The sequence below is a fragment of the Finegoldia dalianensis genome (assembly GCF_046255015.1).
Taxonomy (GTDB): Bacteria; Bacillota; Clostridia; order Tissierellales; family Peptoniphilaceae; genus Finegoldia; species Finegoldia magna.
This window is the reverse complement of sequence record NZ_JBDLBQ010000003.1, coordinates 46249-58922: the sequence shown is the minus strand read 5'-3', so window position 1 is coordinate 58922 and position 12674 is coordinate 46249. Positions and strand designations below refer to the sequence as shown.

Annotated in this window: 11 protein-coding genes; all 11 read right to left on the bottom strand. The window is 31.3% G+C overall.

What is annotated here, in order from left to right; genetic code table 11:
- Positions 1-59: 59 nt before the first annotated feature.
- Complete coding sequence (locus ABDJ34_RS04055; RefSeq protein ID WP_412701473.1) at positions 60-1820, bottom strand: DUF4153 domain-containing protein; 1761 nt, start codon at positions 1818-1820, stop codon at positions 60-62.
- A gap of 86 nt (positions 1821-1906) precedes the next feature.
- Positions 1907-2383, bottom strand: a complete 477-nt coding sequence (locus tag ABDJ34_RS04050) for a methylated-DNA--[protein]-cysteine S-methyltransferase (protein ID WP_412701472.1) — start codon at positions 2381-2383, stop codon at positions 1907-1909.
- A gap of 34 nt (positions 2384-2417) precedes the next feature.
- On the bottom strand, positions 2418-3116 hold the full coding sequence (locus tag ABDJ34_RS04045) for a hypothetical protein (protein WP_412701471.1): 699 nt from the start codon (positions 3114-3116) through the stop codon (positions 2418-2420).
- Positions 3082-3969, bottom strand: coding sequence for an ABC transporter (locus ABDJ34_RS04040; RefSeq protein ID WP_412701470.1), 888 nt, complete (start codon positions 3967-3969; stop codon positions 3082-3084). Before ABDJ34_RS04040 ends, ABDJ34_RS04045 begins: the two co-directional genes overlap by 35 nt.
- An 8-nt stretch (positions 3970-3977) precedes the next feature.
- Positions 3978-4490, bottom strand: a complete 513-nt coding sequence (locus ABDJ34_RS04035; protein WP_353316465.1) for a phosphatidylglycerophosphatase A family protein — start codon at positions 4488-4490, stop codon at positions 3978-3980.
- A 57-nt stretch (positions 4491-4547) separates the two neighbouring features.
- Complete coding sequence (locus ABDJ34_RS04030; RefSeq protein WP_412701469.1) at positions 4548-5480, bottom strand: ABC transporter ATP-binding protein; 933 nt, start codon at positions 5478-5480, stop codon at positions 4548-4550.
- Complete coding sequence (locus tag ABDJ34_RS04025) at positions 5477-7072, bottom strand: ABC transporter permease (RefSeq protein WP_412701468.1); 1596 nt, start codon at positions 7070-7072, stop codon at positions 5477-5479. Before ABDJ34_RS04025 ends, ABDJ34_RS04030 begins: the two co-directional genes overlap by 4 nt.
- A 78-nt stretch (positions 7073-7150) precedes the next feature.
- Positions 7151-8224 (bottom strand): ABC transporter substrate-binding protein, encoded by a 1074-nt coding sequence (locus ABDJ34_RS04020; protein WP_154271523.1) that lies wholly within the window; start codon positions 8222-8224, stop codon positions 7151-7153.
- Positions 8225-8332: 108 nt separating this feature from the next.
- Positions 8333-9055 (bottom strand): hypothetical protein, encoded by a 723-nt coding sequence (locus tag ABDJ34_RS04015; protein WP_412701467.1) that lies wholly within the window; start codon positions 9053-9055, stop codon positions 8333-8335.
- A gap of 111 nt (positions 9056-9166) precedes the next feature.
- Complete coding sequence (locus ABDJ34_RS04010; protein ID WP_412701466.1) at positions 9167-11506, bottom strand: cell wall-binding repeat-containing protein; 2340 nt, start codon at positions 11504-11506, stop codon at positions 9167-9169.
- Positions 11506-12621 carry a YibE/F family protein gene (locus tag ABDJ34_RS04005; RefSeq protein WP_412701465.1) on the bottom strand — a complete coding sequence of 372 codons (1116 nt, stop codon included), beginning with the start codon at positions 12619-12621 and terminating at the stop codon, positions 11506-11508. Before ABDJ34_RS04005 ends, ABDJ34_RS04010 begins: the two co-directional genes overlap by 1 nt.
- Positions 12622-12674 lie beyond the last annotated feature (53 nt).

Here is a 12674-nt window from a genome sequence, read left to right as displayed (position 1 = left end):
TTGTTAAAATACAGATTTATTATAACACTTGATAATTTTTTGTAAAGAATATTATTCACTCATTTTGTGTATAAACATTTGATGTAATATGTCATTTTTTGTCCATTGTCATAAAGACATTCAGCTCTTTCAAGTATCGTCTTGTATTTACGATTGTTAATTACACCTTCATCTTTTATCAAATTGTCAGGATCTTCTGTGTTAATATCAGGACCTTGTAGATTCCACAATTCTTCTAATCTGTTATTAAATATTTCTATGTTGAATTTACTAATTGTTTCATTTTTGTATTTTATAACAACAATATTTGATTTTTTGGAAAACGTAACGTTTTGATTTCCTAAATTTTCGATATTTTGTGTGTTGGAATCGTATTGAAATTGAATATTTTCCAATAAACGGTCGTAGTTTGTCGTGTCAATTTCTAACCTATCATTGACAAAGGATCTGATTTGTCCGTATAGCGACTCAAATTCGTCTCCTCTGAATCCAAATACACGATTCATATCCTCTTGTGAAGTTGTAAATTTATCACCCAAATAAGGAAGTTCTTTTGTACTATGTTTGACTACAAAATAGTCAAGTTTGTCTTTTATTTCCTTTATTTTAGCTGGATTTACATTGCTTTGAGATTTTATTTTGCCATCGACAAGCAGATTTTCTTCAACTAGCATTTTTTCTAATTTGGCTTTTTGGTCTATTCTACTGATATTATATGCAGAAAGAGGTCCCACCGAAGAAATCAGTGCTAATATCAAAAACGTTGTCGGTATCGTGATGTATGTCTTCTTGTTGAAGAATAAATAGTAAATCATTGATATAACAATGAATATTCCGCCAACTACCACAAGATATCTTTCTTCCGTAACTCCATAATATGATATTCTGATTCCTATTGAGTAGAACATCATAACTGAAAGTATCAATAATATTATAGGTTGAATTTTATTGTAAACATTTATGAATTTGTCTTCTACAGTTTTTGATATGAACAAGACCACTACTGAAAGCAATCCATACCACAAAATAAGATTTGTGATGATATTGTTAGGTATCGTCTTTAAAACTACTACCTTTATTATATATAGAAGTAAAATAAAACCGTATATCAAAAATATAGGAGCAATAATTCTCGTAAATAAAAACTTAAAAGGCAAAAGCCATTTGATTTTTAAATTTTCGTCACTATATTTCAATGGAAATTTGGATAAAATTATAGATGCATTTAGCAATAGAAAAATTACCGCTGCACATGATACTATGACATTGCTAAGATTAAATTGTATCTTAAATAGTTCCTTTGTCGTGAACAAAATGGCAACAATTCCTATAAAAATTGTCACGCAATAAATCAACGATTCTATTATTGATAAAACTATTTTAACTGCGTAGTCGGCATAGTCATTTTTCTTATTAAAGTGACCTTCGATAAACATTCCGACAAAAAGCGTCACAAATAATCCCATTTCCGTGATTTGGTTTCTAAGTACGAAGGACTTATCTACCTTTATTATTAGGAAATAGCACACTAATCCCATAATCACTGAAACAATTGTATATACCAAAGCTTTTTTGCCTTTGGTGATTTCTATGTTTTTGTCAGTGATAATCAGCTTTACAATCATGTAACTCATCGCAAAGTAGAGCGAAGAAATAAGCAAATCCGCTGTTAAAGTACTATTCAATGCACCTATTTCGATATACCATATCCCCATAATAGCAAAAATCGTAGCAATAAATATGGCAAGTAGTACCATTGGATATAGCTTTATTGTTTTCTTTAAGTTTTTAAGTTTCGATTTAAAAATATCTAACCTCATAATTTCCTCCTGCTTTTCTTAATTATATCACGACAAATATCTTAAAAATCGCTTAAAAACATTTGTTGCAATTTCGTAAACATTGCTCAAATATTTACAGAAGATTTGTGATTTTGTTCCAAATCTAATAAATACTTTTTCTTTTCTATTCCAAATTTATATCCAGTAAGCGTATTGTTTTTTCCGATCACTCTGTGACAAGGTACTAAAATCATCAAATCATTTGAGCCAACAGCTCTCCCAACTGCTCTTGCTGATGTTTTAACACTGTAGATTTCTTCGTATTTTTCTTTGATATCAGTGTATGTTGCAGTCATTCCATACGGAATTTCACATACTAATTTCAATATCTTAGTTGCATAATCTGATTTGTCGATTAATATATCGTCAAATTGCCCTGTAATCTTACCGGAAAAATAATCGTCTAAATATCTTTTGCATTTTTCAATTGTTTCATCAGTCCCCTGTTCTACAAAAAAATCTGTGAATTCGCATTTTGTTATATTTTCTCCGTCACTTTCGATAAGAATATTTCCTAATTTTGATTTGTAAATATCTCTCATATAAAAAAGCTCGGAATGCTCCGAGCCATCTCCTTTATTTTACATTTAAGCTTTTGATGAAGTTAGTAAATAATATGGACAATATAAGTGCTATTACTCCAACTCCCAAATAGATATACATGTTAAGTCCACTAAATAATTTAAATGCTGATATTAAATATTCTGAGAAGAATACATTCAAAGCAATAACTATCGCAGTAAATAATATGAATATTTTCACAGCTCCGAATTTGTACGCTAAGAATATCAATGAATTAAATGCAAGGCTACACACTGATGTGATTACAAAAACTATTGGCATGTATGACAACAATGAGCCTTTTGTAAACACCCCAATCTTGTCGTAATAAATTTCGATTTGTTTTGCATGTAAGAATCCTGATAAAATTCTCGTCAGATAAATTACTCCAATTATAATTGCAAATACCAACACGACGTTGAAAATTCTTTCAAAAATCGTAGCTTTTTTAATTTGTTTTCTATGGTAAGATGATTCAACGTTCATTCCAAAATCTTGGAAGTAATCCTTACTTGCTACCAATAAAAAGTAGAAAGTATTGAATAAAAACATAGGCACAACATATGTGAATAGTGGAAGTTTTCCAAAATCGAATTTCCATATATTAAAGTAGGAAAGTCCTCCAATGATTGCTAATATCACAACAGATACAAGAAGAGTGTAAAATGCGTATGCCAAACTATTCGACAACTTCTGTTTTAACAGTCTTTTCATAATTTCCCTCCTCAATCATTGTAATTAATTCGTCTAATGGCAATTGTTTGATTACACATCCGTTATTTTCAAGTAAAAGTCGTTCGTCTTCGTTGATTTCATCGAACATTTTGATTTCATCTTCTAATCCATCAGAGGTTCTCGTCAATATCATTTTGTAATTCATAGCAGTGATGATCTCCTTTGGTCCACGAACCACATTTGATTTTGTTAGTATGTTGTGCTTAGAATCCTTGAATTTAATGCTACCATCTTGCATCAACACCAAATAATCAAAAAATACTTCCTCCGCAATTGGAGCTGAAATCAGAATTGTGTTTCTGATTAATTCTTGACGTTTTTTCATTATATCAATGAATTCCAAAGAAAGTTTTTTGTCTACTATTTCAAAATTTTTCAGTAATACTATCTTTTTGTTCGTAGCAAGTGCTGCAGTCATAAGTACGATGTTGCAGTAATCCTCTTTCAAATCCTCTAGTCTTGCAAATTCATCAATCGCAAATCCTTTTAGCACAGAGTCCACAAATTCTTCGTCGAAATAAGGATTCAACTTCTTTTTTAATTTAAGATACTTCTTCACCTTCATTGATGAGTTATAATCTTGTAAAAATGTTGAAAATTCAACCTCATTAGTTAGTTTTGGATTCTTTAGGACGTTTTCTTTTTCTTCAAAACCATACAAGAATTCTCCATTGTATTTAGTAGTAAAAGAACCCAAAATATCAAATAATTCATCAATGTTTTTATCGTGACCTGTAAACAAATAGATGTAACCTTCTTCTATTTCAAGGCTACAATCCAAGTCTATTTTTTTTAATCTTCTTTTTTTATTTATGTTATCTATCGTATACATAAAATCTCCTATTTAAATCTCGAATGAGACAACCTACTTGCCGCAGCCGCTGCGATAGCAGCTACTATATCATCCAAAAATGTGTTAACGCAATCAGTTTTTTCTACATCTAGCTCTTTGATAATTCCGATCTTTTCCTTATCCAAATACCCAAAATTAGTAAATCCAATTGAGCCATACACATTGATTATGGACAAAGCCAACACTTCATCAATTCCATACAGTCCTTCATCTGATTCGATAATTTTTTGAATAGGATCATCGAATAATTTCTTATCACAAGCTTTGTCGATTGCAATTCCCGTTAACACGCATTGCAACACTTCTCTTTTTTCTAAAACTCTCTCTACATTTTCAGTGCACAATTGCATCGTCAAATTCGGATAATATTTTTCTTGTAAAGTGAACACTATTTTTGAAATATCTTCTATCTCAACGCCTCTTTCTTTTAATTGGCGAATCGTAATCTCTTTCAATTCTTGAATAGTATAAGGATATTCAGAAACTTTTTTTCTACCCATGTTACCTCCTAAAAATATCTCTATACTATATTTTACCCAAAATTCAAGTGTTTTACTCTAATTTGTCGGTAATTTTCTTTTAGAATATATAACTTTTACTTTATCTCCAATTTCGTTTTTGAAATCATTGTTGAGCATATAAGAATCGATAGTTTTATCATCCAATTGTATCACAACTTTTACGCTTGAGCCTTGGAACACAATATCCTTGATAATACCATCTTCTCCTTGTTCTGAAAATTTTACATCTTCTGGTCTAACGTAATATCCTTCAAAAATATTTTTATCACCGATAAAATTCAACACAAAATTATTTTTCGGATTTTTGTAGATATCTAAAGGATAGGAATGTTGTTCGATTTTACCTTTGTTCATTAAAATAATATCATCTGCTAACTCAAAAGCTTCGTTTTGGTCGTGTGTTACGAAAATCATGGTAGTTCCTAAATTTTTTTGAATATTTTTGATTAACAACCTCATGCTAACTCTTAACTTTTGATCCAAATTGCTAAGAGGTTCATCTAATAGCAAAAGTTTTGGACTCAAAACCAAAGATCTTGCAAGGGCGACTCTTTGTCTTTGTCCACCTGATAATTCGTCAATCATTTTTTTCTCGTGACCTTTTAATCCCACAAGCTCAATCATTTCGTTAACCTTGTTTTCGATAGTTGTTTTGTCTATATTTTTGAATTTTAATCCATAGGCAATATTTTTGAACACATTCATGTGGTAGAAAAGTCCGTAGGATTGAAACACAGTCGTGATGTCTCTTTTTTCAGCAGTAAGATTTGTGATATCTTCTCCATCTAGAATAATTTGTCCAGAATTTGGTTTCACAAAACCACCAATCATGTTCAAAATCGTGCTTTTACCGCAACCAGAAGGTCCCAAAATACACAGCATTTTCCCTTTTTCTAATTCAAATTCAACATTATCCACAACAGTTTTATCTTCGTAAATTTTCGTAAGGTTTTTTACACTTAAAATCATTTTTTATCTCCTATCTTTGTCGCCAAATAATATCCACCATTTACAACAAGACATATCAAAATTATTATTAGAGCAATTACAGAACCAATATTGTAATTACCACTGTTTATAACATCAAACATAACAAGTGTTAAAACTTTTTGTCCTGGATAAACCAAGAAAATAATCGAACCAATTGTCGTCATTGTCGCAGTAAACGCATTGATGAATGTAACAGTGAAGCCTTTCTTAGTTAGTGGAAGCACGATATCTTTAAATACATAAATGAAATTGGCACCCAAATCCTGTGCAGAATTGATTTCATCTTCGCTGATTGATAAAACGTGACTGTTCATAACTTTTGTCGAAAAAGGCATTTGCTTGAACAAAACATTCAACACTACAATTGCACTAGTTCCAACCAGCATCAATGGTTTGTGATTAAACGCTAACAAATAACCTAGACCGAAGAATGTTCCCGGCAAAATATAAGGCAAATTTGAAATATAATCTGAAACTTTAATTACCTTGCTCTTTTTGATTATCGAGTAATAAGCCATCAACAAGCCAATCATACTTCCAAAAAATGCACTAATCAAAGAGTACACAATACTTCTTGTTATAGTGTTTGTAATGTACGATTTGGAATTTCTGAAGTTTTCAAAAGTAAATATAAGTTCGTTGTTTTTCATTTTCGTAAATGCTGACAAAATAATTGACGCATATTGAATCACAAGCCAACTCAACAAGAACACACTGATAACGCACAAGAAATAAAACACAGCAGATTTTTTGTCAATAATTGCACTTTGTGAAGAATTAAAATTGACATTGCTTTTTCTCATAGACTTCGAATAAATGATAAACATAATAACAGAAGGAATCAAAATCATTATGTTGATAACCGCCGCAGTTTTAATATCTCCTTTGCTAATGACCGACATATATCCTTCACTGGCTAGAACGTTAAACTTACCACCTATAATTGCAGGAGTTCCAAAATCCGCAATTGAACGAATAAATGTGAGGAAAAATACAGAAATCAATGTATTTTTTAATTGTGGAATTAAAATATCGATTACTACATGATTCGTATTCGCTCCCAAATCAATTGCTGAATTGATAGAAGCTGTATCCAAATTATTAAGATAAGATATAACCATTAAACAACTCAACGACAAAAATCCCAACGTTTCCATTAATATAATTCCCGTCATTCCATAAGGATTGGTGTTTAATTTCAACAAATTGTACGTGATGAACCCTCTTCTACCGAATAAATTTATGTAAGACAAACTTGTTACAAAAGGGGGCGAAATCATCGTCACCAATAAAATTGCACTAATGATTTTTTGATGAATTTTACCACTCAAAAAGCAATACAATCCAATTATTGCAGAAAAAATAGTCGTTAAAACCGATACAATAAAACCAACAGTAATTGAATTCACAAACAGATTTTTGTTCTCTTTAAATACATTTAATATAAAATCTATTGAATTGCCTCCATCTGCAGTGAATGCTTCTTTAAATACATACAAAAATGGAAGTCCAATAAAAACGAATATGAGTAGGAAAATTATGTATTTAATAAATTTATCTAATATTTTCATAATTTACTCCATTTAAAACAAGCACCCGTTAAGGTGCTAGTAAAATGGGAGAAACCTGACAGATTTCTCCCTATTAAATTACTTATTTTTTACAAATTCTGAGAATTTATTTAAAATAGCTTCTCTCTTTTCACCAAAAGTAGACAAATCTTGTTTGATTAAGTTTTCTTTTTTCAAACCTAAATCAAGACCTTTGATTCCATCTTTAACCATTTGGTTAGAATCTTTTCCGTCTATTTCTGCTAACATTTGTAAAGATTCATCTTCTAACATGAAATCGATGAATGCTTTTGCAACTTCAGTGTTAGGTGAATTTTTGAAAATAGCTACTCCTTCTGGAACCCATGGAATACCATCTTCAGGATATACAACAGTTAAGTTGTTGTCTTTTGCTGTATCGAACGCTGATTTGTCAACTGGAATAATACCAATTCCAAATTCTCCAGCAGCTGTTTTTTCTTGAGGATCTTTTCCTCTTTTGCCGTAGAAGCTGATGTTATCATTTAATTTAGATAAATAATCCCAACCTTTTTCTTCGCCGTATTTGTCCAATAATCCTTTAACTGCTGCATAATTTGTACCAGAAATTGAAGGATCACTCATGATTACTTCGCCTTTGTATTTTGGATCTGCTAATTCATCCCAAGTTTTTGGAACTTCTAAGTTTTTAGATTTTAATACTTCGTTATTTGCTAAGAAGCCAACAACTGTGATTCCTTTTGATAACCAATAACCATCTTTGTCTTTGTAATCGTCTGGAATTTGTTTCAAAGCTTCAGATTCATATTTTTCTAACATATCGTCTGATTTAGCTTTCATGAAAGCGTCGATTCCGCCTCCAAACCATACATCAGCCATGGCTTTACCTTCGGCCTTCGCTCTTGATAAAACTTCACCACTTGACATAGATAAGAATTCTACCTTAGCTCCTGTTTTTTCAGTGAACTTGTCAAATAATTTTACGTATTTGTCGCTTGTAGCAACAACGTTCAAAGTTTTACCTTCAAACTTTTTAGCGTCGTCTGCTTTTTCTTCAGTTTTTGTAGATTCTTTTGATGTTGTTTCCTTTGAATTATCTTTTGATTGACAAGCAGTCAATGCAAAAATTAACATTAAAGAAAGACTTAACATCTTTAAAAATTTGTTTTTCATAATCCCTCCATGATTTTATTATTTTGAACACTAGATAGTATATATTACTTTGAAATATTTTACAAATATACATAATGGCTCCTAATTTTTGGAACCATTTCAGTAAAATTATTTTTCTATATATGATTTTATAAAGTAATTTCCGTCCTTATTTTCAAGAGTAAGAGTCGCATAGTTGTTTTTTAATATCAAATCATTGCCTTTGATTTCTCCTTCATTTGGATAAAAAGTGCCTATCGCAACATCGCTTACAAATGTATAATAAGCGTTGTTTTCTTTTAAATACAAGCATTTTTCTTTACTTTTAACATTGTCAGAGACAATTCCTGCATACTTCATCAACGTAGCATCTACAAGATTCTTGTCGATTTCTACAAGTGGCATAAGTTTACTTGATAATTCAAATTCAGAAAAACTATCTAGTTTTTTCAATTTTTCAAGAGTTGTTTTAAATTCATCAGAATTTTCTACCAGTGCTCTACCTGGAAAATAATTAATAAAACCATCCAAATCTATTTCTTTTGGATCGTTGTAACTTCCTGCCTTGAAGAAATTCGAAGTTATGTTTATATTTCCATCAAATTCTGATCCAGGAAATTTTTCCACAAATACTTTTTTAATTTGATTGACCTCGTCATCTGTAAGCTTTCTATCTTTTCCTGATTTTATTCCTTTGAATGCTTCTTCAAAGTAATTTCCTACCCATTTTTGTTGTTCTTCAGTTAGTTTAATATCTTCTTTTTTGGCATTATTTTTACTACAAGATGCTAGAAAAATTATCGCAAATAATAAAACAACCGAAAATTTTAAAAAGTTATGTAATCTTTTCATACATACTCCCCCTTTATTTGGTTTATTTATACCCTGATTTTTAAAATTCATAACAAAAATATCCCCTCAATATAAATTGAGAGGATACCTAAAATTTAGAAGTTTATGGGATTACTTTATGATACTTGTTAATTGATTGATTACATCTTCAGATACTGATTTTTCTCCACCAATTACATAAGATTTGTTGAATTTAGTATCTTTGATGAATTGTTCTGCGTTTTGTCCTAATTTGTCTTTGTTAGTAAGAAGGATTGCACCTTTTTGTTTTGCTGAGAATGGTGCTGCGATTAATGCGTCCGCAAAGTTTTCGCCACTTGTTACTACGACAACTTTTTTTGCTCCAGAATATTTTGCAAGAAGAATACTTGTTTCGTATCTGTCAGATCCGCCCATTCTATTAACAGCTGCATTGGAGATTTTTTTGATGTTAGCTTTTGTGATTTCAGATACTGATTTTTCTCCACCAGCTATGTTTATTAATGATGCTTTTGATGATTTGATAACATCTTCAACTGATTTGTCGATAGCGTTAACTCTTACTAAAAGTATTGGAGCTTTGTCTTTCTCAGCTGCGTTGTTAAGTGATAATGCATCTGCATAGTTTTCACCACTAGCGATTTCTAGTGTTGTTGTTTTGTCTGTGATAAGTTTAGATGCAATTTGTGCACTTGTTTTGTATCTGTCAGCTCCTGAAAGTCTGTCAACTTTGAAGTTTCTCTTTTCTAACTCTTTCTTCAACCCTTCATTTACAGATTTTTCTCCACCGATAATAGTGATTTCTTTTGCTTTTAATCTAGCAATTTCACTCATTACTTCTTTACTAATTGAGTTAGAAGATACATACAATAAGGATGCGTTGTTTGCTTTTGCAAATGGAGCAGCCGTCAAAACGTCAGAATAATTATCTTGGTTAGCTAATACGACTTTGTTAGTTCCTTCTTTGAACATTTTTTTAGAAACTTCGATAGATGTTTGTACTCTGTTTTCTCCAGAAATTCTTTGAACATTTCCATTTGTAGTGTTTGCAGTTGATTTTTCGATCTCAACTTGATCAACAACTTTTAATGAATCTGTTTCATATGTTGTGGCTACAATTGATTTGTCAGTCACTTTAACTTCTGTGAAGTTTGGTTTGTAATGTTGGTCTCTAACTGCCATGTAGTCTTTGAATTCTACTAAATCATAGTGTTTTGAACCTGATGCAGAGTTTGCAGTTAAATATAATTGTCCTTTTGGGTTTACATATTTTGATGGAACTTTACCTTCTTCTTTTGATTTGTCAGTAAAGTTTCTTTCGCTTTCAATAGCTACTCCGCCATTCATCATTCTACTTCTTGTGTAAACGTGGTCGTGACCGGATACTATTAAATCAATACCGTATTGTTTCATCAATGCTGGATATTCCGCTCTTCTTTTGATGATATCATCGTCATTAGCATGAGTTGCTGCAGAATAAATAGCGTGGTGGAAGCCAACTACTTTCCATTTGATATTTTGATTTTTTGTCATTTCAATTGCTTTTTCTATTGTAGCTTTGTGTTCAGCAGTGTTCATATTATTTGAATTCAATTGGATGAATAATGTGTTGTTGTAGACGAAATAATAATTTGAACCAGCTTCTGTTTTTCCTTCAGCTTGAATATTAGGAAGTGCAAAGTGTTGTGAATAAGAGTTTGCTCGTGAATCGTGGTTACCAATTAATGTTGCAAATGTCATTCCTTTTGCGTTTTCTCTTTCGATGTATCCACTGTATTCTAATTCTGACTTAGACGCATGTTCGTTGACTTGATCCCCTAAGCTGTATAAGAAACTCATATTAGGAACTTGTTGTTTGATAACTCCCAATGCTTTTTCCCATTTGTCTCTGTCTGCGTAGAATTTACCGGCACCAATTTGAGGGTCCCCTGCTAATACAAATGAAAAGTCTCCTTTTGATTGAGTTTTAAATTCAAAAATTTCAGATTTCTTACCATTACCATTGTAAACTCTGTACATGTATTTAGTGTTTGGTTTCAAGTTTTTGATATTTACTTGAGAGTTTGACATATCTTTAAGTTCATACAAATCTTTTAAGGCTTGATCTTTCTTATCTTTTTCGATTTTTACTTTTGCGTTTGATTTGTCATTGATATCAAATGTTGTGTTCTTGTCAGAAGTTACAGCTTTGATTTTCGTTGCATTTGAAAAATCTTTTTGATCATTTGCTTCTACGATTTCCAAATAACCTTGTTCTTTGCTCTTGCTGTACCAAGTGAAGTTTCTTTCACTTTGGTCTTTACCTATAGTCAAGATTGGAAATCTTATTTGAGATTCTTCTTGAGTTTGTGTTGCTGTTGTGCTAATATCATTTTTTCCATTAGTTTCAGCAAATGTAGTTGTGTATGTAGCTGTTGTTGCTATTGAAAATACCATACCCAATGCTAATAACGCTTTTGCCGTTTTGTTCATTAATTTTCCCCCTTATGATTATATATAATTGATGAGAATAATGATGTCACTGGCACCATTATAATCACAACGACCGTACCTATCAGCCCTTTTGTGATTTCCACTGAAAAGAAATCAGAATTTACAAGCTGATTAAAACTTACTCCGTGCGATATCAAAACCATAATCGTCACTAGAGATGATCCAATAAATGCAAACACCAAAGTGTTTACCATTGTTCCAATAATATCTTTACCTATATTCATTCCGCTTCGAAAAAGCTTCCTGCTATCCAAATCTGTATTTAATGATTTAATTTCTTTCAAAGAAGATGAAATCGACACACTAACATCCATTGAAGCACCAAGAGATGCTATGGAAACTGCAGAGAATAATAAGTTCTCAATCCTAAGTCCCCATGTTTTTCCTATCAAAATCAAAGTTTCTACATTTTCCATATTGTGTCCAGAAACATACAAAACTTTTCCAATGATTTTGACCATAATTGCCGCTATCAAAAATGAAGTCCCTATCGATATCATATTTACCAAAGTCATTTTACTGTATCCATACAACACCACTAGAGAATAGACTGCACACAAAATTACCGTTATAATCGTAACCAAAATATTATTGTATCCATTCATCAAAAGCGCCACATCAAAAAATAAAATTATGTAAATACTTACAAATAAAGCTATCGCACTTTTGAGGCCTTTTATCCCAGCAATCACAGCCAAAAATATTACAAATAATTCTATAATCACAAAAATTCTTATACTTCTATCGTAGTTGTACACGGAATAGTAATAATCATCAGTTGAACCTGAATTTTGATTTTGAATTAGAATAACATTACTTCCTTTGTGAACCTTAATGCTGTGTGTGTTCACAAGTTCGTTATCCAACTCAACAACTTTTCCAGTTTTTAAAATCTTAGCTTTAATCTTCTGAACGCCGACAGGTTTAGAATTATCCGGATAATCTAGCGATTCATCCACAACTTCCACAACCTTCGCCCTCAGATATTCCACACCCTTGTAACTAATCAAGCTTTCATTTACATCTAGCTTTCTATTCAAAAAGAAAATCCCAATCAATAGCAAGATTAAAATTACATTAACAATTTTCTTCAATATTTCATCACCAAATACATTGTACGATTAAAATATTAAATTTATGTTTTTCA

What these genes read in the sequence shown, in the direction of transcription:
- ABDJ34_RS04055 (WP_412701473.1), bottom strand. Translation starts at nt 1,820, where the DNA reads ATGAGGTTAGATATTTTTAAATCGAAACTTAAAAACTTAAAGAAAACA.
- ABDJ34_RS04050 (WP_412701472.1), bottom strand. Translation starts at nt 2,383, where the DNA reads ATGAGAGATATTTACAAATCAAAATTAGGAAATATTCTTATCGAAAGT.
- ABDJ34_RS04045 (WP_412701471.1), bottom strand. Translation starts at nt 3,116, where the DNA reads ATGAAAAGACTGTTAAAACAGAAGTTGTCGAATAGTTTGGCATACGCA.
- ABDJ34_RS04040 (WP_412701470.1), bottom strand. Translation starts at nt 3,969, where the DNA reads ATGTATACGATAGATAACATAAATAAAAAAAGAAGATTAAAAAAAATA.
- ABDJ34_RS04035 (WP_353316465.1), bottom strand. Translation starts at nt 4,490, where the DNA reads ATGGGTAGAAAAAAAGTTTCTGAATATCCTTATACTATTCAAGAATTG.
- ABDJ34_RS04030 (WP_412701469.1), bottom strand. Translation starts at nt 5,480, where the DNA reads ATGATTTTAAGTGTAAAAAACCTTACGAAAATTTACGAAGATAAAACT.
- ABDJ34_RS04025 (WP_412701468.1), bottom strand. Translation starts at nt 7,072, where the DNA reads ATGAAAATATTAGATAAATTTATTAAATACATAATTTTCCTACTCATA.
- ABDJ34_RS04020 (WP_154271523.1), bottom strand. Translation starts at nt 8,224, where the DNA reads ATGAAAAACAAATTTTTAAAGATGTTAAGTCTTTCTTTAATGTTAATT.
- ABDJ34_RS04015 (WP_412701467.1), bottom strand. Translation starts at nt 9,055, where the DNA reads ATGAAAAGATTACATAACTTTTTAAAATTTTCGGTTGTTTTATTATTT.
- ABDJ34_RS04010 (WP_412701466.1), bottom strand. Translation starts at nt 11,506, where the DNA reads ATGAACAAAACGGCAAAAGCGTTATTAGCATTGGGTATGGTATTTTCA.